Raw genomic sequence first — 19,577 nt, forward strand, 5'->3', positions numbered from 1 at the left:
CAATGCCAGTGCAAGGGGCAAAGCTCGACACGATCACGCTTTCGGTGCTGCAGGCGGCGCTGCAGCAGGTCTGCGACGAGATGGATCTGACGTTTTCCCGCGCGGCCTTCTCGCCGGTCATCGCCGAGGCCAACGATCGCTCGGATGGCATCTATTCGGCGGCCGACGGCTCGCTGATCGCGCAAGGCAGCCAGGGCCTGCCGGTGTTCGTCGGCGTCATGCAATATTCGACCAAGACGGTGATCGAGATGATCGCCGACGGCCGTTGCCTGGCGCCGGAGCCCGGCGACATCTATATCGTCAACGACCCCTATCTCGGCGGCACGCATCTGATGGATGTGCGTTTCGTCATGCCGGTCTATCGAAACGGCAAGATTTTCTGCTGGCTTTCCAACACGGGTCATTGGCCTGATATCGGCGGCTCTGTGCCGGGCGGCTTCTCGGCGTCGGCCACCGCAGTCGAGCAGGAAGGCTTGCGCCTGCCGCCGGTAAAACTGTTCAAGAAGGGCGTGCTCGACCCGGAAATCTACGCCATCATCTGCTCGAACATCCGCGTCGCCGACCAGCGCATCGGCGATATTCGCGCGCAGGCTGCCGCGTTGCTGATCGGCCAGGACAGGCTAAACGAAATACTGGATCGTTACGGAGACGAAACCGTCATCGAAGCGATCGCCGAATTGCGCCGACGCGCCGCCGACCAGATGCGCGCCTCGATCGCGGTGATACCGGACGGCGTCTATCGCTCGCAGGCCTTCGTCGATTCCGACGGCGTGGTGAACGAGCCGCTGACCATAAATCTGGCCATCGAGAAGAAGGGCGACACGCTGACCTTCGATTTCGCCGGTTCGTCAAAGCCCTGCGCCGGACCGATGAACAGCGTGCTGGCGACGACCCTGTCGTCGGTCTATCTCGCCATGCGCCATATCTTTCCCGAGGTGCCGATCAGCGCCGGCGCCTTCGAGCCGCTGAACGTCGAGCGGCCGGAAGGCACCTTCCTCGACGCGAAATATCCGCGCCCCGTATCGGGCTGCGCGGCGGAGGTCTCGCAGCGCATCGCGGAAGCGGTGTTCGCGGCGATGGTGCAGGCGCTGCCGGAGAAGGTGACGGCGGCACCCGCCGGCTCCAGCGGCAATTTCGCGCTCGGCGGCAACGATCCGGCGCGCGGGCGCGACTACGTGATGTACCAGATCTCGGGTGGCGGCTATGGCGGCAATGCCGGCCATGACGGCCTGAGCAACGGCTGCTCTACCATCGGCATTTCGAAATCGCCGCCGGTCGAGATCATGGAGCAGGCTTTTCCGGTTCTCTACCGGCACTACGCGCTGCGCGAGGGCTCGGGCGGCGCCGGCAAGCATCGCGGCGGCTTCGGCCTTGCCTATGAGGTGGAGATATTGCGGGGCGAAGCCCGCGCCTCCTTCGTCATGGATCACGGCCGCTTCGGGCCGCAGGGCGCGCTCGGTGGCAAGGACGGCGCGCCGAACAGCGTGACCGTATTTCGGGGCGGCGAAGCGCATGTGCCACCACATCTTTCCAAGGAGCAGGACATCGCGCTTAGGGCCGGCGACCGCGTACGCGTCGGCACGCCGGGCGGCGGCGGCTATGGCGATCCGCGCCAACGCGACCCGAGGCTGATCGCCGAGGATGTCCGGCTCGGCTATTATACGCCCGAACAGGCGCAGGAGATGTTCGGCGTGGGTTGACGAACCGTCGGCCGGCTTGCAGGTATCGCGCCATTATATTCGATTTTATCTAAATCACATATTTCTAAAATACGAAGATTGGGCGGCGACTTTTAGAAAAGTCATGCTCAAGGAACAAGATAAAGCGTGATGGCAGTTCGAAGAAAGGTCATCTTGCCCCTCAAACCGACCCAACTGGATAAGAATATATTAAGCCCGCAACTATAAATAGAACCCCGGCGGAGCAGGGGCGTTCATGGGCTTGTCCGACGGGGTGCTTGAGGATGCGAGTTTGCAGAGCCTGCCGCGATCGCGGTCTGGCCAGCCGGCGGATGTCGCAAAACTAGACGGTGTTTCGCGTAAACTGCTCGCGCTCTGCCTCTTCTATATCCTCGGAGCGGCCCTGATCTGGCCGTCGATGTACTCGGACGTTGCGCAAATCTATCTGTCGGAACTCGTTGTCGGGGGTCCGATCTGTTTCTTCGCCGTGATGATCCCGGCGGCAATAATCATTTCGCCAAAAGCGCCGATCGGATTCATCGCGACTCTGGTTCGAGCGAACGGGATGCGAGCCGCACTCGTCGTGGCGGTCTTCATCCTGCTGCTTGCCGCATACACGACCTGCAAGGTGAACATCCCGGACATCGTGCCTTTCTATAGCGACAAAGCCTTGGCCGACCTCGACGAGCTCCTGCATGGTCAGGCGCCGTGGCAAATCGCGCATGCATTCGATTCCGACACTTTGGCGCTGCTCATAGGAACGGCCTATTCCAAGATCTGGTTTCTCGAATGGTTCGGCATGGTGTTCTTTGCGGCGCTGTGCTCCAATCAGCTGGTGCACCTGCGCTATCTCACCGCCCTTGCGCTCGTCACAATGGTGGTCGGAACGCTTCTGGCAACGCTGTTCTCCTCCGTCGGGCCTATCTTTTACGACGAATTCTTGGGCGGCGACCGCTATGCGGAGCTTCTGAAGGTGGTGAGGCAGCACAACGAGCTTGCGCTGCAATATTCCCGTTACCTTCTTGCCAGCTACAAGGCCGATATGCCCGCGCTTGGCTCTGGGATTTCGGCCATGCCCAGCATGCACGTGGCGGTCGCCACGCTGAACGCTTTCTACCTCGCACGACTCAACCGCTGGCTCGGCGCGGCAGGCTGGGCGTTCGCGATCCTCATCCTGTTCGGTTCCTTCTATACCGGCTGGCACTATGCCGTTGACGGTTACATCGCGATGCTGGTCGTCGCCGTGATCTGGCGACGCACCGCCGGCATCGCCGAAATCAAAATCGGCGCCTCCGGTACGACCGTGGATGCATCGGGCAGGCAGCCTTAAAGCTGCGTCGCGTCGAAACGGATTCGAGCGACGACGCTTTAAGCCAGCTTCGCCAGCAGCCGCAGGAAGGTCGCGGCCTCCTTGGCTGTCAGCGGCGCAAGGGTCTCCTCGGTGATCGTGCGGGCGAGCGGGATCAGCCGCTCGATCGCCTCGCGGCCTTCCGGCGTCAGATTGACCAGCAGCCGCCGCTTGTCGACCTCGTGCTTGGAAAGCTCGACCAGCCCGCGCGCCTTCAGCCGGTCGATGACGCCCTTCACGGTGGCGGCGTCCATGGCGATCAAGGCACCCAGCTGGTTCTGCGAGGTCTCACCGATATCGTAAAGCTTGGCCAAGGCAGCGAATTGCGGCGGCGTCAGATCGGCGATGTGCGAGGCGAAGATCGCGACATGACGCTGATGCGCCTTGCGCAGGATGAAGCCGACCTGGTCCTGCAGATGGTAGTTGTTTTCGTCCGGTTCTTCGCCTTCGACCAGGCGCAGCAGATTGTCCTCACCGCTCATCTCAGGCCGTCCCATGCCTTGATGTCCTCTGCCGCGAGGCCGCCCATGCGGTTATGAACGCGCGGACCGCAAGTCATGGCGAGGCAGAACAGGATCTCGTCGGGGCGCGGCCCGTCGCTGACGCCGACCTCCATGGCATCGAAATGGCTGCGCACATAGGCGGCGTTGATGTGGCCGAGCGGCACGTCGAGCCGCGCGCCGAAGGCGCCGACCTTCTTGGCCGAGGGCACGATGGCCTTGGCGTCGCCGAGGCGCTCGCGCATGGCATAGCCGCCCGGCACATGCCACAGCGCGCCGTGCTCGAGCTCGCCGGCCGTGCCGACGATGGCGCCCTTGCCGTAGCCGTCGATCTTTTTCACGTCGCCGCCAAGTGCCGCGATCAGCTTGTCGGAAAGCAGGAGCCCAAGCGGCTTCAGGTCCTCCATCGCGCCTTGCAGGTCCTCGACATAGCGGCCGGCGAACGGGTTCTTGACCACTGCGAGAGCGGCAGCGCGGCGGCGCGGCTCTTTGGCCACAGGGCCGCCGTCATGAAAAATCTCTTCGGTCAGAACCGCGACCTTACGGATCGGAAAGTCAGGCATGGGCAGTTTCCTTCGCTTTATGCTTGTTGGGCGCGGCCAGCGCCACGGAACCAATGATACGGGACTGGCCCGCCAGGAACAGCGCCGCTGCGGCAATCAAGCCGCGCCGGCGAAAATCTTCGGCGACGGCAAGGCCGTTGTCCAGCGCCCGCGTCACCGCATCGGGGGCAAGCGCACCGACGCCTTGCGTCACCAGCCGGTCGCCGAGGTCGCTGTCGGGTGCCAGGTCGCGTGCCGGCACACGATGGACGGCGGCATGGCCGGGCAGATCGACGGCGTTGGCGATGAGCGTTGCCGCGGCATCGGCCTCGGCTCCGGTCCGCGCAAGCACAGTCACCGCATCCGCTATGCCGAGCGAAAAGGAGCGGCCGCGCCAGCCGCTGGTCGCAATGCCGCGCGCGACGTCCTCGGCATGGATCACGATGCGATCGGCCATGCCATGGCCGGTGCCGGCGATCGCCAGCACCATCGACTGGCCCTTGGCAAGATGGATGGCGCTGTCGCCGCCATTGTTGACATAAGCGCGTTCGAGCCGGCGTCCGGCAAGCAACGAGCCGAGAACTTCGTCGGCTACCGAGCCGGCGACGGCGGCCATCGGTGTGATGAAGCCTTCCGCCAACGGCGAAACAGCCGCCTCCATGCGCCGCGCCGTCGGGCCGGCGAAAGTACGCGGCCGCAGGGACGCCGGGCGACGCAACTCGGGAAGTTCTTCCACCAGCTCGTTCAAGATCGTCTGGAAGCGTTCGACAGCCTGGGCATAGGCGGCGCGGCGTTCACCCGCCTCGCCGAAGGCTGCGACGATCAGGTCTATTGGCCCATGATTGAGATGGAGCCGCCGGCCGTCGGCGAGCCAATGCGCCTGCGGGCCGTTCATCCCTCGGCTCCGTTGGCCCGGCCGCGGCGCAACTGCGCCAGCGGCGGCCAGGGATTGCCGGCAGGCGCGCCGGCGCCACGGCGCGGATTGAGGTATTCGCCGCCCTTGGCGAGGATATCCCCGACGCTGCGGATCTCGCTTTCATAGCCGCCGAGCCGGACATAGTCGTCGCGGCGCATGGTGAACTCGATGGGGGCGACCAGCGCCGGCGTCGGTACATAGCCGAAGGCGCCTTCCGGCACACGGGTGACGTCGACCATCAGTGTGATGCCGCCGCCCGGCCAGACATAGACCGGCGCGCCGCCCACCGTCACATAGGTTTTCAGGCCCTGCACCGAGCGGGTGAGGTTGACCGGATTCTCGGTGACGCCGGCGCGCAACGAGCCGCCGGCGCCGCCGATGAAGAGCACGGTGCATAGCGCCGGCTCGCAATTGTCCTCGATCAGGCCGACGGATTTCTGCAGCCGTTCCGGGAACGGCTTTTCGACCGGCCTCAGCTGCTCGTCGAGCTCGTAATAGGCGAACTGCTCGCCGGTGGTCGACACCATCATGAGCGACAGGCCGGGACGGGCACCTTTTTTGGCGTTCCAGTCGCCAAGGATCGACAGCGGATCGGAGATCGTGGTGCCGCCCCAGCCGAGACCTGGCTCCGACACCTTGAAATAGCGGCCGGGGGTCGAGCGGCGACCGATGATTTTTATCCCCGTATCTTCCCAGCCGAGCACCTTGCCGGCCTGGTGCTCGGAGACGACGCCGGTGATGTGGTCGTCGACCACCACCACCTCGTCGACCAGCCCGCGCCATTGCGTGGCGAACATGCCGATGGTGGCCGAGCCGCAGCCGACGCGCATGCGATGCTCGACCTTGCCGTCGATGACCGGCGCCTTGCCGGCCTCGACGATGACGGTGGCGCCGCCATCGATGGTGAGCTCGACGGGCTTCCTGTTGCAGAGATTGAGCAGCGCATCGCAGGTGGCGCGGCCCTCCGCCTTCGAGCCGCCGGTCAGATGATGGACGCCACCGAGCGACAGCATCTGCGAGCCGTACTCGCCCGTCGTCACATGGCCGATCGCCTCGCCTTCCGAACGCACGGTCGCCGTCTCGTCGCCGATGTGGCGATCGGTGTCGATCTTCACCTTGACGCCGCAGTAGGAGAAGATGCCTTCGGTGACGACGGTGACGAGATCGACGCCCTCGACCTCCTGGCTGACGATGAAGGGCGCCGGCTTGTAGTCGGGATAGGTAGTGCCGGCGCCGATCGCAGTGACGAAGCGGCGCCCGGTGTTGACCAGTTCGCCGTCCCACTCCTCGCCCTCGGCGATGAATGGCACGACCGCGCCGCCGGTCTCGGCCGCGTGGTCGAGGATGGTCAGCGGGTCCATGCGCACGATGCGACCGCCGACATTGCCGTAGCGGTCGCAGGCGCCGGTGCGGCCGTCGGCGATGTAGCACATGACCGGGCAGGCATCGCAGCGGATTTTTTCCGCCACCTGCTTCTCGCCGGGATCATGGGTTTCGAAACGTTCGGCAAGCTCGCTCATAGGCGCGCCTCCTTTTCAAGGATCGCCGCCAGGATGCGGCTCGGCGTCGCCGGCACCTTGGTGATCAAGACGCCTGTGGCATGGCGGATGGCGTTGAGGATCGCCGGCGCCGTCGGGATCAGCACATGCTCGCCCAGACCCTTGGCGCCGAAAGGTCCTTCCGGATCCGGAATCTCGACCAGAATGTGCTCGATCGGCGGTACGTCGCCGATGGTGGGGATCAGATAGTCATGCAGGTTCTCGGTGCGGCCGGGGATGTATTCCTCCATCAGCGCCATGCCGATGCCCTGCGCGATGCCGCCCTCGATCTGGCCCTCGACCAGCATCGGGTTGATCGCCTTGCCGACGTCATGCGCGGCCGTGATCTTGATCAGCTTGACGGTGCCCAGCCTGAGATCGACCTCGAGCTCGGCGATCTGCGCGCCATAGCCATAGACGGCATAAGGCTTGCCCTGCCCCCTACCGTCGAGCGGCAGCGTCGGCGGGTCATAGGTTTCTTCTGCTACGAACACCAAGCCGTCGGCATCGGCCTTCAGCGCCGACAGATCGACCCGCCGCGCCGCGTCGCCTTCGTGGATGGAGATATTCGCGCCGTCGAGCGCGATCGTCGCCTGATCGGACACATTGGCAAAGCGCAGGATCTTTTCGCGCAGCGCGCGGCCTGCCTTTTCGGCGGCCTTGCCGGTCACAAAAGTCTGGCGCGAGGCAGATGTTTTGCCGGCGTCGGGCGTGATGGCAGTGTCGGCGCTCTTCAGTCGGAATTTCTCCAGCGGCAGGCCGAGCGCGTCGGCGCAGATCTGGGTGATGACCGTGTTCGAGCCCTGGCCGATGTCGACGGCGCCCTGGTGCAGGATGACCTCACCCGAGCCCGAGATGCCGACCTTGATGGTCGATGGATTGGGCAGCGAGGTGTTGCCGCAGCCATACCAGCAGGAGGCGACGCCGACGCCGCGTTTGCTTGCCGTGTTGGTCGCATTGAAGGCTTCCGCTTCGGCAAGCGCGCACGACCAGTGCGGTTGGAGCGCTTCCAGGCATTCGCCAATGCCGACGCCCGACTCCAGTCGCTGACCGGTGACCGTTTCGGAGCCGTTCCGAAGACAGTTCTTCAAGCGAAAATCAAGTCGGTCCATGCCAAGCTTGCCGGCGAGCTCGTCATAGAGCGTCTCCTGCATGATGGTCGCCTGCGGCACGCCGAAGCCGCGGAAGGCGCCGGCGATCGGGCCGTTGGTATGGATCGCGCGACCCTCGGCGCGGTAGTTCGGCGTCAGATAGGGGCCGGAGGCATGTACCGGCACGCGGTTGGCGACGGTCGGGCCCCAGCTGGCGTAAGCGCCGGTGTTGAAGTCGCCCTGGAACACCATGCCTGTGACGCGGCCTTCGGCATCGGCGCCGATGGTCGCCTTCATCTCGGCGGGATGGCGCTTGGTGGTCGATATCATCGATTCGTTGCGCGTGTAGGCGAGCGCCGCCGGCCGGCCAGTCTTCATCGCCACAAGGCCGATGAGGGGCTGCAGCGAGACGTCGAGTTTCGAGCCGAAACCGCCACCCGTGGCGGTCGGCACGATGCGCACCTTGTCGACCGGCAGGCCTAGCACCTTGGCCGTGTCATCGCGGTCCATATAGGGAGCCTGCGTGCAGGCGACGACAACGAGCGTGTCGCCGTCCATGTAAGCATAGCCGGCTTCGGGCTCGATATAAGCGTGCTCGACGAAGGAGGTTTCAATGGTGCCGGACGCTGTCACGGCGGCGCCGGCGAGCGCGCCGTCTGGATCGCCGCGTTCGACATAGCCGGAGGTGAGCAGGTTTGCCGGGCGGTGCTTGTGGATCAGCGCGGCGCCGTCGGCCTTCGCCTCGCGTGGATGCAGCAGATGCGGCAGCTCCGTCCAGGCGATGGGGAAGTCCGTCAGGTCGAGATCGAGGATCGCTTCGCGCTCGCCCGCCACCAGCGCCACCGCCTCGCCACGGAAGCGCACGAAGCCCTCGGCAAGCGCTGGTTGGTCGGCAAAGGGCCCGATGACACCGTAGCAGTTCTTGCCCGGAATATCGGCGGCGGTGAAGACGCCGGCGATGCCGGGATGCGCGTCCGCCCATGCCCACAGGTCACCGAAGCTGAAGCGGGCATGATAGTGCGGCGAGCGAACCACAAGCACGGCAAGCGCATCGGCCGGGAAGCTGTCGCCGCCAAATCTTTCGCCGCCGGTGACCTTCGGCACGCCGTCGAGGCGGATCGGCGAGGCGCCGACAGCGTGGCCGACGTCGGGCGAGCGATGGTCAAGATCTCGGTCCAGCCGGCAAGGTTGGCGCTGCCCCTCACCCTTACCCTCTCCCCGTGAAGGACGGGGAGAGGGGAGCGTCAGCGCTGAAGCGCTTTCCTTCTCCCCGTCACTATACGGGGAGAAGGTGCCGGCAGGCGGATGAGGGGCGGCGCTGACCTTCGGCGGTTCGCCCTCGAAGCTCGCAGCATCCATCACCGCGGCGATGATCTTCCTGTACCCGGTGCAGCGGCAGAGCACACCGCCCAGCGCATCCTGCGTCTCGGCCTCGCTCGGCGACGGGTTGCGCTCCAAAAGCGCTGTGGCCGCCACCAGCAGGCCCGGCGTGCAGATGCCGCACTGCGCGGCGCCGTGCTCCAGGAACGAGGCCTGCAAGGCGGACAGACTGCCATTGGCAAGGCCCTCGACCGTGGTGACGGAAGCTCCGGAGACGGAGGCCGCCGGCACGAGGCAGGCGCAGACGGGATCGCCGTCGAGCAGCACCGTGCAGGCGCCGCAATCGCCGGCATCGCAGCCGACCTTGGTGCCCGTCAGCCGCAATTCGTCGCGCAGAACCTGCGACAGCCGCCGCACCGGCGGCACCGAGACGCTGACGGCGGCGCCGTTGACTTCGAAGGCGATGTCGGCGCGCTGCATAGCAGGCTGGACCATGCCGGGCTGGGCCATGCTCATGCCGCCACCTTGCTTTCGCCGAGGCCGACGGCGGCGCGCACGGCACGCGCAACGATCTCGCGCCCCGCACCCTGCCGATATTCGGCGCTGCCGCGCACGTCACCGATTGGCGACAGTTCGTCGATCGGCGCGGACAGCACCGCATCGGCAAGCGCGGCTGTCGCGGGTTGGCCGCGAAGGACCGTCTCGACGCCGGCAAGACGGCGGGCAACGGCCGAGCAGGCGCCGACGGCGATCGCCGCATCGGCGACCGCGCCGTCCGCGATCACGAGGCGAGCTGCCGCCATGGCGATCGAGATGACGAGATAGCGCCGCGCGCCGAGCTTGACGAAGGCCGACGCGCCGGCGGCGGAAGGCTTCGGGACACGGATGGCGGTGACCATCTCGCCGGGCCGCAGCGCCGTGCGGCGATTGCCAAGGATGAATTCGCCGAGCGGCAGATGGCGGGTCGCCTTCGCCGAGCGCAATTCGACTTCCGCCTCGAGCACCAGCAGCGCCGGCACGCCATCGGCGGCGGGCGAGGCATTGCAGAGATTGCCGGCGACGGACGCGACATTCTGGATCTGAACGGAGCCGACCTCGCGCGCGGCCGCCTTCAGCGCATCGAACGCCGCCGGCAGCGGGTGGCGCACGATGTCGGTCCAGGTGGTGCGGGCGCCGATCCGCCAATGATCATCCGTCTCGACGATGCCGCGCAGCACGGCAAGACCATTGATGTCAAGGATGTTGTCGCGGAAAGGCTTTGCGCCCTGCGCCGGATAGAAATCCGTTCCGCCGGCGAGGACGCGCCAGCGATCCTCGCCAAGAAGAGCGAGCGCCTCGTCGACCGTGGTGGGTTTCGCGTAACGGATCACGCCTTGCCTTCCCGAAAAGGGGCCTTTCCGAGGGAACCTGCCGGCGCCGGGCGTGGGCAAATTCATTCGTATGCAAATGATATCAACTTCGCCGCAATTGTCAAAGCGGAGGCTCTCGCCTCGGCTTTGTTATGCCTGTAGAGGTTGACGCAGCCAGCCATCTGGTCGAGGGTCTGCCTCCGGTCGCGTCAGCGGCATCTGATTGGGGCCCGAGCCGAACCGAAGGGGAGCCCATGGCCGACGAAGCGCTCATCGTCATCGATCTGCAGAACGATTTTTGCCCTGGCGGCGCGCTGGCGGTTTCCGGCGGCGACGAGATCGTGCCGCTGGTCAACGACCTGATCCGGCGGACCGAGCATGTCGTGCTGACGCAGGACTGGCATCCCGCCGGCCATTCGAGCTTCGCTTCCAGCCATCCCGGCAAGCAGCCCTTCGAAACGATCGAGATGCCCTACGGGCCGCAGACGCTTTGGCCGGATCACTGCATCCAGGGCAGCCTCGGTTCCGATTTCCATTCGGGCCTCGCATGGACCAAGGCGGAACTGGTGATCCGCAAGGGTTTCCGCACGGCCATCGACTCCTATTCGGCCTTCTTCGAGAACGATCATACGACGCCGACCGGCCTTGCCGGCTATCTCAAGGAACGCGGCATCGATGCCGTCACGCTGGTTGGGCTCGCCACCGATTACTGCGTCGCCTATTCGGCGCTCGACGCAGTGAAGCAGGGGTTCAGGACGACCGTGCGGCTCGACGCCTGCCGCGGCATCGACCTCAACGGCTCGCTCGACACGATGATCGCGCTCATGCGCGAGGCTGGCGTGACGCTCGAAGACCATTTGGCGGACTGATCCGCCGGTGGGGCAGGCGAGGATACCTTCCGCGTGGGGCGAGGATGTCGCCAGTTTGCGGCGCCGGGATGCGGGCTCCCCCTTCTCCCCTTGTGGGAGAAGGTGTCGCCGAAGGCGACGGATGAGGGGGGTTCCAGGGAACGCCAGCGTCTCACTCCGCTGGAGCACCCCTCATCCGTCTCGGCGCTATCGCGCCGATCCACCTTCTCCCACAAGGGGAGAAGGGAAGGCGCGGAGCAGCCGGTCGAGGGGGCTTTTCTCACCCTTCATCGCGCTTGCCGTAGCGCTGCTGCTTCCCGCACAGGCGCTATCCGCCGAGGCTCACGACGCGCTGCCCGGCGCCGCGATGTCGCTCTGGTGGGCGCTGCCTTTTGCGGGCCTGCTTTTGTCGATCGCGACCGGGCCGCTGCTTTTCCCGCATGTGTGGGAGCACCACTATGGCAAGATCACCGCCGCCTGGGCGACTTTTGTCGTGGTTCCGCTGGCGGTCGCCTTCGGCATTCCGGCGGCTGGTGAAGCGGTGCTGCACACGCTGCTCACCGAGTATCTCTCCTTTATCATCTTGTTGTTCGCGCTGTTCACCATTTCCGGCGGCATCCTCGTTGCCGGCAACATCCACGGCACGCCGCTGGTCAATGCCGGCCTGCTGCTCATCGGCGCGATCCTTGCCTCGGTCATTGGCACCACCGGCGCCTCGATGATCCTGATCCGGCCGATCCTGCGCGCCAACGACAACCGGCCGTTCAACGCCCATGTGGTGATCTTCTTCATCTTCCTGGTGTCCAATATCGGCGGCTCGCTGACGCCGCTCGGTGACCCGCCGCTGTTCGTCGGCTTCCTGCGCGGCGTCGATTTTTTCTGGACGACGATACACATCCTGCCCGACACGCTGTTCGTCGGCGGACTGGTGCTGCTCATCTTCCTCATGCTCGACATCGTCCTGCATCGCCGCGAGGCCGGCATGCCGAAAATCAAGGACCCGACGCCGGACACGGAGGTGCGCCTGCGCGGGCTGGCCAACCTGCCGCTGCTTGCCGGCGTCATCGGCGCGATCCTGCTTTCGGCGAGCTGGAAGCCCGGCGTGAGCTTTTCCGTCTTCGGCGTCGCTCTGGAACTGCAGAACCTGGTGCGCGACGCCATCATCCTGGCGCTGGCCTTTTTGTCGCTCAAAGTCTCGTACAAGAGCCACCGCGAAGCGAACGGGTTCAGTTGGGGCCCCATCGCCGAAGTGGCGAAACTCTTTGCCGGCATCTTCATCTGCATCGTGCCGGTCGTCGCCATGCTGAGGGCCGGGCACGACGGCGCGATGGCGCCGCTGGTCGCGCTGGTCACCTCGGCCGACGGCCAGCCCAACGACCTCGCCTATTTCTGGCTGACCGGCGCGCTGTCGTCCTTCCTCGACAACGCGCCGACCTATCTGGTGTTCTTCGAGCTTGCCGGCGGCGATGCGAAGCACCTGATGACGGAGGCCGCCTCGACGCTCGCCGCGATCTCGGCGGGCGCCGTGTTCATGGGCGCCAATACCTATATCGGCAACGCGCCGAACTTCATGGTCTTTGCCATCGCCAGGCATCGCGGCTTCAAGATGCCGGGCTTCTTCGGCTACATGGCATGGTCGGGCCTGGTGCTGATCCCGATTTTTTTGATCGCGGGATTTTTGTTCTTCGGGTGAAGCGAAGCACTATCCGCGTCGGCGCTGCCCCTCATCCGCCTGCCGGCACCTTCTCCCCGTGAAGGACGGGGAGAAGGGACAAGCTCCAGCGCCAGCGCCCTCCTCTCCCCGTCCTTCACGGGAGAGGGTAAGGGTGAGGGGCAGCGCCAACGTCCGGCTGGTGAACCCGACCTTCCTCTCGTCACCCAACCCCCACGTAGCGCCGCACCGCCGACGGATCCACACGCAGTTCCTCGACATCGACCGTCTCGCGGTTGCGGCCATTCTCGATGAATGAGACGCGGTCGGCGACCGAAAGGACGGCGTCGACGCGCTGCTCGACCAGGATGGTCGAAACGCCGAGGTCGCGCAGCTTCGCCACCGTCTCGCGGATCCTGGCGATCATCGACGGCATCAACCCTTCGGTCGGCTCGTCGAGCAACAGCACCTGCGGCTCGAGGCAGAGCGCGCGCGCCATCGCCAGCATCTGCTGCTCGCCGCCCGAAAGCGTGCCTGAGCGCTGCTTCAGCCGCTCTCGCAGCAGCGGGAAGAGGTCGAGGACGTTCTCGCGCGTCTGCCTGTCCCTGCCCCGCGCCATCAAGCCGATCTCGATGTTTTCCGCCACCGTCATGTCGGCAAACAATCGCCTGCCCTGCGGCACATAGGCGACGCCGGCCTTCGGCACGTCATGCGCGGCGAGGCCGGTCAATTCCTTGCCATCCAGCGCGATCGAGCCGGCCGCCGCCGGCACCAGCCCCATGATCGCCTTCAGCGTCGTCGTCTTGCCGGCGCCGTTGCGGCCGAACAGGCAAAGCACCTCGCCCTTGTTCAGCACGAGGTCGAGCCCGTAGAGCACCTGCACCTCGCCATAAAAGCAGTCGAGGCCGGAAATGGCGAGCAGGCTTCGATCGACCACGAGCGGATCAGCCATGGGTCGCTCCGAGATAGGCGTCTTGCACCTCGGCGTTGGCGCGGATCTGTTCCGGCGTGCCTTCGGCGAGGATCTTTCCCGAATTGAAGACGGTGATGCGGTCGGCAAGCTGCATGACCACCGGCATGTTGTGCTCGATAAGCAGCACCGTAGCGTCCTTGGCGATCTCGCGTACCAGCGCGGTGAAATTGTCGATCTCGCTGTCGGCCAGGCCTTGCGTCGGCTCGTCGAGGATCAGCAGGCGCGGCTTCAGCGCCAAGCCCATGGCCACTTCGAGCAGACGCTGATGGCCGTAGGAAAGGTGCGCGGCCAGCGTGCCTGCCCGGTCGGCGAGGCCGGTGCGCCCCAGCGCCGCCATGACGCCGGCCCTCACCTGTCCCCTCGAGCGGCCGTCGGTCAGCGTGCGCTGCACCGGCAGCGCGACATTGTCGAATGCCGTGAGGTTGGCGAAGACGCTGGTGATCTGGAAGGTGTAGGCGACGCCGAGGCGAACCCTTTTGTAAGCCGGCATGGTCGTGATATCGGCGCCATCGAAGACGATCATGCCGGCCGACGGCCGGATGCGACCGCTGAGCAGGCTGACGAAGGTAGTCTTGCCGGCGCCGTTGGGGCCGATGATGGCGCGGATCTCGCCCGGGATCAGCGCGAAGTCGACGCCGTCGACGGCGCGCAGGCCGCCGAAATGACGCGACAGGCCCTTGGTGGTGAGCAGCGGCGTCATGGCAGCCACCCCAGCCAACGCTGGCGGATGCTGCCCAGAATCCCCTTTGGGAAGAACAGCACCAGCAGGATGAGCGCCACGCCGACGATCAGCAGATAGGCGGAGGTGAAGCCGCTGGTGATGTCGGTGACATAATACATGAACAGCGTGCCGACGAGCGGCCCGAGCGTGGTCGCGGCGCCGCCGAGCAGCACCCAGAGCAAAGGCAGGATCGAATACTGCACCGATGCGAAGCTCGATCCGACATAGCCGAACAGCAGCGCATAGGCGGCGCCAGATGCGGCGCAAATGGCGCCGGAGGCAACGACGGCGGCGAGCTTGTTGGCGACCGTGTCGTAGCCCAGCATCCTGGTGCGTTCCTCATTCTCGCGAATGGCGACCAGCACGCGGCCGAAGCGGGAGCGGACGACGGCAAGCGTGATGAACAGCACGACCGAAAACAGCGCCAGAGCGCTCATGTAGCGCACGGTCGGATTGGTCAAGTCGAGCGACGCGCCGCCGAGGTTGAGCGTGCGCGACGCCTGCTGAACGACCAGGCCCTGGTCGCCGCCGGTCCAGGCCGCGAAATAGAGGATGAGCAGATAGAAAACCTGCGCGAACATCATGGTGACGATCATGAAGGCCACACCTGAAGTGCGCAGCGCCAGCAGGCCGATGACCAGGGCGAGCAGGGCGCCGCAGACGATCCCGACAAGGAAAGCTTCCGGCACACCCCAGCCGAGATGATAGACGGTCAGCCCGGCGCCATAGAGGCCGGCCGAAAAGAACATCGCATGGCCGAGGCTGAGCAGGCCGACATAGCCAAAGAGCAGATTGTAGCCCATGGCGAAAACGGCGAGCGCCATGATGCGGGCAAAGAGGCCCTGGTGGTAGTCCGGCAAGACGAAGTTCAGCGCAAACAGAAGCGCGATGACGCCGATATGCAGGGCGTAGGTCTTTGCCGGTGAAGCATCCCTCATCGCTGCGTCGTCCCGAACAACCCCTGCGGCCTGAACACCAACACCATGACGACCACCAGCGTGGCGATGATCTTGGCCAAAGTCGGCGAGAAGAACATCGAGACGATGCCGTCGGAGAGGCCGATCAGGATGGCGGCGACGACGGTGCCGCGCAGCGAGCCGAGCCCGCCGATGATGACGACGATGAAGGACAACAACAGCGGGTCCTGCCCCATCAGGTAATGCGCCTGGCTGATCGGCACGATCAGCACCGCGGCGATTGCCGCCAGCATGGCGCCGACGGCGAAGACGCCGGCATAGACGCGCTCGACCGGGATGCCAAAGGCCTGGGCCGTCTCGCGGTCATATTGCGTGGCGCGCATGATCAGGCCGATCTTGGTCCGTGTCAGCACCAGCCAGGTGATCACCAGCAGAACGGCGGAGGCCGCGACCACCGAGAGCTTATAGCCGGAATAGCCGAACCACGGCAAAAGAATGCGGTAGCTGAAGGGCGGTTCCACGGGGCGCGCTTCCGGTCCGTAGAAGGTCAGCGCAAGCTGCTGGATGATGTAAAGCATGCCGATGGTGGCGACGATGGTGCTTTCGGGATTGTAGTTCAGCCGGCGCAGCACCAGCCATTCAGAAAGAAACGCGACCAGTCCGACCAGCAAGGGCGCGATCACCAGCGCTGCGACGAAGCCGATCGCCGGATGGCCGGGGATCGCGGTCGAGATCGCCCAGGCGAGGACCGCGCCCAGCATGAAGAACTCGCCATGGGCGACATTGACGATGCGCATGACGCCGAACACCAGCGACAGGCCAAGCGCCGTCAGCGCCAATACGGCCGAGGTGACGAGGCCTTCGAGGGCGGCGAGCAGGAGATGGGGTCCGAAGTGCATTACACGCGAACGGATGCGCGAGGCACCCCCCTCTGCCCTGCCCGTCCTCCGCAGCAGCTGCGCAGCAGCTTCGGAGGGTGGACCGGGCATCTCCCCCTCAAGGGGGGAGATTGGCAGTTCCTGCGAAGGCGACCATCTGCCGTCGTTGGTGGTTGGCGAAACCCGCGGCGAAATCCGATCTCCCCCCTTGAGGGGGAGATGTCCGGCAGGACAAAGGGGGGTGGCTTGGCGGCCACGCTCGTCAGGATGGCCAAGCCTAAAGCGCCTGCGTCGTGTAGTCCCCTTCCGGCTCGTAGAGGCCGTCCTCGATCTTGGTCTTGTGGACGACATTCAACCTGCCGCCTTCGACCTTGGAGATGTTCTGGATGCCAAAGCACTGGTGGATCTTGCCGTTGAACGTCTTGGGGCCTTGCGGATGTTCCGGGCCTTCGGCAAATTCCTTCAGCGCCTCGGTCGCCTCGACCAGCTTGGCGCGGTCTTCCGGTCCCTTGTAGCCGGCGTCCTCCATCGCCTTCTTGACGACGTAGAGCGTCTCCCAGCAGCCGAACATGTGGGCGGCGGTGGAGACGTCCTTGGGGTCGCCGACAGCGGCGCCGTTATCGTCGATGCCGACGGCGGCGCGATAGGCTTTCTGGGCGGCTGAATCGTCAGGCTGCGCATAGCGCGGCGAGCCTTCCCAGAAATGGCTGCCGTCGAGGAATTCGAGGCCGGGACTGTTGATGTCGACGGCTTCGAGCGAGTCGATGAAGCCGAAAAGCTGTGGCCTTTGCGAGCCATAGAACTCACCGAGCTCCTTGACGAAAGTAAGCACGGCCGGGCCGACCATGACATGGTAGATGACTTCCGTCTCGGCCGGGATCTGGGGGAAGTATTTGGTGAAGGACGACTCCGTCGGCGGAATGGCGATCTGCGCGATCACGTCGGCGCCTTGCGCCTTGAGCGCAGGCGGCAGGTAGTCGCGATGGTCATAGCCGAAGGCGAAGTCGGGGAAGATCTGCGTCACCTTCTTGCCGGCGTTGGCGGCGATCCACGGCGCCATCGCCTGGATCTGACTCTTCACGTCGGTGATACCAGGCTGGAAGACGTAGCGGTTGAGCTTGGTCGAAGCGACGTGGTGGCCTTCGCTGACGACGAAATAGGGGATCTTGTTCTCGCCGGCGGCCGGCGCCGAGCCGATCACGACGTGCGAGAACAGCGTGCCGAAGACGATGTCGGTCTTGTGCTGCTTGGCGAACTTGCCGACCACCTCGGCGCCGCGGGCGGGATCTGTGCCGTCGTCCTCGATGACCAGCTCGACCTTGCGGCCGCCGATGCCGCCGGCGTCGTTGATCGCCTTGACGGCGGCGGCGCTCGTCTTCTCGTACCAGCGGCCATAGGCGGCGCCGATGCCGGTGCGATGCGACTGGAAGCCGATCTTGATCGGCGCCGAGCTCTGCGCCTGGCTATAGCGGACGAAGCCGGGCGCCAGCGCCAGGCCGGCGCCGGCGGCCATGCCCTTCAGCGCGGCGCGGCGCGAAAGCGTGGTCTTGGAGAGGTCGAAAAATCCGTTCTTGTCAGCCATGTCCGTTCCCCTGTTTTTTCAGCTTTGACCAGCGATAAGGCGGCTCGATCCTCCTCGCTCGGAGGACGCGAAAATTGCATGTGTACAAACTAAATCACCAAAGCCATGACGTGGCAAGCGAGCTTCCCCGACGGCAAGCAATTCCAGGAAAAGTATGTGGCGGCTTCCGTCCGGAGTTGCGTAGCAAGAGGCGCCCTTGTCTCATCCCGCCGTCGGCGTGGCAAGCAGCCATAGACCGAATATCGTGTAGGCGATCATCAGAAGCGTCAGCGGGAACTGGCTCAGCGCGGCACGCGACGGTTGCGGGTGAAGACGCCAGGCGAGGCCATGCGCGACCAGGACAGCAAGCACATGGCCGGCGATGATGACGCCGGCCTGCAGGTTCCACAGCCACCAGGCCGACTCCGCACCGGCGACGACGCCCGCCTCGACCATCCAATCGGCGGTGCCGAACAGGTTCCAGCCGAGCGCGAAGGGATCGGACAAGGCGACCAGCGCGTACTGGCCGTCGACGAGCAGCACCGTCAGGTAATGCGCGATGTGGTAGGCGAGCGCGATCGGTACGATCGACCACACCAGCAGGCCGGCAGTTTCCCGGAATGAATGTTCGTCGCCGGCAAGACGCAAGCCGAGAAAGATGGCAAGGGCGAACACGGCCGCAAGCAGGACGAAGGAGAGCACGAGGCCGAGGCTGCCGATGCCGATCAGCGCGGTGCGGCCCGGAAATCCCAGCGGATTGATGCCGAACAGGCCCAGCCAGAAAAAGGTCTTCGATAGGCCGTCGAAGGATACGGAGGACAGCGCCAGCAAGAGGAAGGCCGTTCCGCTTGGCGGCAACGGCTCGGCAGAGAGCAGTTTCGCTCCGGGCCAGCAGAGCCTCAGCCGGCCTTCGCTACGCTCGAAAAGTGCAAAGCAGGCGACCATCGAGAAGAAGACGCTCAGGAATTCGCCGCGCCGGCTCCAGTCGCCGTAGCCGAAAAGGAGCATGGCGAGGAAGCTGATCAGCCAGTAGAGGCCGGCGGCCGCAGCCAATCGCGCGGGATCGTCGGGCGCCGGGTCGATCAGCTCGAACCAGGCGAAGGCGAAGAACAGCACAAAGGCCGGCCAGAAGCCGAGCCATGGCGGCAGGCTCGCGGGCCAGGTTTCGCTCCCGCGTTTGCCGGCAAGCCGGCTCACGACGCGCCAAGGTCCGTACCACGGATTGAGCCAAGACCAGAGATCGCCGAAGATTCCGTGCAGCAGCGTGAAGCCGGCCCAGAGCAGCGTCCAGACGACGAGCGGCAGCGGGTTGGACAGCGGGTCGCGGCTGCCGAACAGGCCGGCGGCGATCAGCAGGGCGAAGCCGGCAAAGGAAAATAGGCTGACGATGGCGCGCAGGCCGTCGCCGAAGGCGAACAGGGATAGGCGCTTGCGCCAGAAGCGGTCGAGGGCAGCGGGCGGCAGCAGCGCCAGCGCTAGGAAGCTGACGGCCACGGCAAGAGCGCCGCCGGCGATATAGTAGCCCGTCGGAAGAAGCAGCACGTGGCCACGGTCGGAGGCGTGGGCGAGGGCGGCGGTGGGGTGGAGGGCGAGGATGGTGGCTGCTAAGGCTAACCCCCAAGGTAGGCGCTCTACGGCGCCCCCCTCTGTCCTGCCGGACATCTCCCCCACTTGGGGGGAGATTGGCGGTTTCAGCGCCGGCGCTTTTCTTGCAACGTTGGAGATTGGCGAAAGCGATGAAGAGG

Annotated in this window: 16 protein-coding genes; 4 read left to right on the plus strand and 12 right to left on the minus strand. The window is 65.3% G+C overall.

What is annotated here, in order from left to right; all coding sequences use genetic code 11:
• The first annotated feature begins 2 nt into the window (after positions 1–2).
• Together QAZ47_RS02125 and QAZ47_RS02130 are read left to right on the plus strand one after the other, a co-directional pair.
• Entirely contained in the window at positions 3–1,700 is a 1,698-nt protein-coding gene (locus QAZ47_RS02125; RefSeq protein WP_278232344.1) for a hydantoinase B/oxoprolinase family protein, read from the plus strand.
• Between the two features lie 544 nt (positions 1,701–2,244).
• Positions 2,245–3,009, plus strand: a complete 765-nt coding sequence (locus QAZ47_RS02130) for a phosphatase PAP2 family protein (RefSeq protein ID WP_278232345.1) — start codon at positions 2,245–2,247, stop codon at positions 3,007–3,009.
• 38 nt (positions 3,010–3,047) lie between these two features.
• Here the strand turns inward: QAZ47_RS02130 and QAZ47_RS02135 are convergent, their stop codons facing one another.
• The 6 genes from QAZ47_RS02135 to QAZ47_RS02160 are packed head-to-tail and all read right to left on the minus strand — an operon-like array spanning position 3,048 to position 10,304.
• Complete coding sequence (locus QAZ47_RS02135; protein WP_278207768.1) at positions 3,048–3,509, minus strand: MarR family transcriptional regulator; 462 nt, start codon at positions 3,507–3,509, stop codon at positions 3,048–3,050.
• Positions 3,506–4,090, minus strand: a complete 585-nt coding sequence (locus tag QAZ47_RS02140) for an amino acid synthesis family protein (protein ID WP_278205338.1) — start codon at positions 4,088–4,090, stop codon at positions 3,506–3,508. Before QAZ47_RS02140 ends, QAZ47_RS02135 begins: the two co-directional genes overlap by 4 nt.
• Positions 4,083–4,964 carry a UPF0280 family protein gene (locus QAZ47_RS02145; RefSeq protein WP_278232346.1) on the minus strand — a complete coding sequence of 294 codons (882 nt, stop codon included), beginning with the start codon at positions 4,962–4,964 and terminating at the stop codon, positions 4,083–4,085. The genes QAZ47_RS02140 and QAZ47_RS02145 overlap by 8 nt, the downstream gene beginning before the upstream one ends.
• Entirely contained in the window at positions 4,961–6,505 is a 1,545-nt protein-coding gene (locus QAZ47_RS02150) for a 6-hydroxynicotinate reductase (RefSeq protein WP_278232347.1), read from the minus strand. The genes QAZ47_RS02145 and QAZ47_RS02150 overlap by 4 nt, the downstream gene beginning before the upstream one ends.
• Positions 6,502–9,450, minus strand: coding sequence for a molybdopterin-dependent oxidoreductase (locus QAZ47_RS02155; RefSeq protein WP_278232348.1), 2,949 nt, complete (start codon positions 9,448–9,450; stop codon positions 6,502–6,504). The genes QAZ47_RS02150 and QAZ47_RS02155 overlap by 4 nt, the downstream gene beginning before the upstream one ends.
• Complete coding sequence (locus QAZ47_RS02160; RefSeq protein WP_278232349.1) at positions 9,447–10,304, minus strand: xanthine dehydrogenase family protein subunit M; 858 nt, start codon at positions 10,302–10,304, stop codon at positions 9,447–9,449. The genes QAZ47_RS02155 and QAZ47_RS02160 overlap by 4 nt, the downstream gene beginning before the upstream one ends.
• A 233-nt stretch (positions 10,305–10,537) precedes the next feature.
• On the opposite strand from QAZ47_RS02160, the gene pncA reads away from it, so the two are divergent.
• Complete coding sequence (gene pncA / locus QAZ47_RS02165; RefSeq protein WP_278232350.1) at positions 10,538–11,152, plus strand: bifunctional nicotinamidase/pyrazinamidase; 615 nt, start codon at positions 10,538–10,540, stop codon at positions 11,150–11,152.
• Between the two features lie 346 nt (positions 11,153–11,498).
• Positions 11,499–12,824 carry a sodium:proton antiporter gene (locus QAZ47_RS02170; RefSeq protein ID WP_278232351.1) on the plus strand — a complete coding sequence of 442 codons (1,326 nt, stop codon included), beginning with the start codon at positions 11,499–11,501 and terminating at the stop codon, positions 12,822–12,824.
• Positions 12,825–13,005: 181 nt separating this feature from the next.
• Here QAZ47_RS02170 and QAZ47_RS02175 read toward each other — a convergent pair whose 3' ends face one another.
• From QAZ47_RS02175 to QAZ47_RS02200, 6 genes are all read right to left on the minus strand, one after another.
• Entirely contained in the window at positions 13,006–13,734 is a 729-nt protein-coding gene (locus QAZ47_RS02175) for an ABC transporter ATP-binding protein (protein WP_278232352.1), read from the minus strand.
• Positions 13,727–14,455: an ABC transporter ATP-binding protein gene (locus QAZ47_RS02180; RefSeq protein WP_278205347.1), complete on the minus strand. Its 729-nt coding sequence runs from the start codon at positions 14,453–14,455 to the stop codon at positions 13,727–13,729. The genes QAZ47_RS02175 and QAZ47_RS02180 overlap by 8 nt, the downstream gene beginning before the upstream one ends.
• Positions 14,452–15,414, minus strand: coding sequence for a branched-chain amino acid ABC transporter permease (locus QAZ47_RS02185; RefSeq protein ID WP_278232353.1), 963 nt, complete (start codon positions 15,412–15,414; stop codon positions 14,452–14,454). Before QAZ47_RS02185 ends, QAZ47_RS02180 begins: the two co-directional genes overlap by 4 nt.
• The gene (locus QAZ47_RS02190) at positions 15,411–16,292 is read right to left on the minus strand and encodes a branched-chain amino acid ABC transporter permease (RefSeq protein ID WP_278232354.1); all 882 of its coding nucleotides are present in this window, start codon (positions 16,290–16,292) and stop codon (positions 15,411–15,413) included. The genes QAZ47_RS02185 and QAZ47_RS02190 overlap by 4 nt, the downstream gene beginning before the upstream one ends.
• 256 nt (positions 16,293–16,548) lie before the next feature.
• On the minus strand, positions 16,549–17,853 hold the full coding sequence (locus QAZ47_RS02195) for an ABC transporter substrate-binding protein (protein WP_278205351.1): 1,305 nt from the start codon (positions 17,851–17,853) through the stop codon (positions 16,549–16,551).
• A 201-nt stretch (positions 17,854–18,054) separates the two neighbouring features.
• Positions 18,055–19,494, minus strand: a complete 1,440-nt coding sequence (locus tag QAZ47_RS02200; RefSeq protein ID WP_278232355.1) for a hypothetical protein — start codon at positions 19,492–19,494, stop codon at positions 18,055–18,057.
• Positions 19,495–19,577: the final 83 nt, after the last annotated feature.

The organism is Mesorhizobium sp. WSM4904 (assembly GCF_029674545.1).
Lineage (GTDB): Bacteria > Pseudomonadota > Alphaproteobacteria > Rhizobiales > Rhizobiaceae > Mesorhizobium.

Bases quoted from the DNA above. Each gene is read 5' to 3' on its own strand.
- QAZ47_RS02125 (WP_278232344.1), top strand. From the start codon at position 3: ATGCCAGTGCAAGGGGCAAAGCTCGACACGATCACGCTTTCGGTGCTG.
- QAZ47_RS02130 (WP_278232345.1), top strand. From the start codon at position 2,245: ATGCGAGCCGCACTCGTCGTGGCGGTCTTCATCCTGCTGCTTGCCGCA.
- QAZ47_RS02135 (WP_278207768.1), bottom strand. From the start codon at position 3,509: ATGAGCGGTGAGGACAATCTGCTGCGCCTGGTCGAAGGCGAAGAACCG.
- QAZ47_RS02140 (WP_278205338.1), bottom strand. From the start codon at position 4,090: ATGCCTGACTTTCCGATCCGTAAGGTCGCGGTTCTGACCGAAGAGATT.
- QAZ47_RS02145 (WP_278232346.1), bottom strand. From the start codon at position 4,964: ATGAACGGCCCGCAGGCGCATTGGCTCGCCGACGGCCGGCGGCTCCAT.
- QAZ47_RS02150 (WP_278232347.1), bottom strand. From the start codon at position 6,505: ATGAGCGAGCTTGCCGAACGTTTCGAAACCCATGATCCCGGCGAGAAG.
- QAZ47_RS02155 (WP_278232348.1), bottom strand. From the start codon at position 9,450: ATGAGCATGGCCCAGCCCGGCATGGTCCAGCCTGCTATGCAGCGCGCC.
- pncA (WP_278232350.1), top strand. From the start codon at position 10,538: ATGGCCGACGAAGCGCTCATCGTCATCGATCTGCAGAACGATTTTTGC.
- QAZ47_RS02170 (WP_278232351.1), top strand. From the start codon at position 11,499: ATGTCGCTCTGGTGGGCGCTGCCTTTTGCGGGCCTGCTTTTGTCGATC.
- QAZ47_RS02175 (WP_278232352.1), bottom strand. From the start codon at position 13,734: ATGGCTGATCCGCTCGTGGTCGATCGAAGCCTGCTCGCCATTTCCGGC.
- QAZ47_RS02180 (WP_278205347.1), bottom strand. From the start codon at position 14,455: ATGACGCCGCTGCTCACCACCAAGGGCCTGTCGCGTCATTTCGGCGGC.
- QAZ47_RS02185 (WP_278232353.1), bottom strand. From the start codon at position 15,414: ATGAGGGATGCTTCACCGGCAAAGACCTACGCCCTGCATATCGGCGTC.
- QAZ47_RS02190 (WP_278232354.1), bottom strand. From the start codon at position 16,292: ATGCACTTCGGACCCCATCTCCTGCTCGCCGCCCTCGAAGGCCTCGTC.
- QAZ47_RS02195 (WP_278205351.1), bottom strand. From the start codon at position 17,853: ATGGCTGACAAGAACGGATTTTTCGACCTCTCCAAGACCACGCTTTCG.
- QAZ47_RS02200 (WP_278232355.1), bottom strand. From the start codon at position 19,494: ATGTCCGGCAGGACAGAGGGGGGCGCCGTAGAGCGCCTACCTTGGGGG.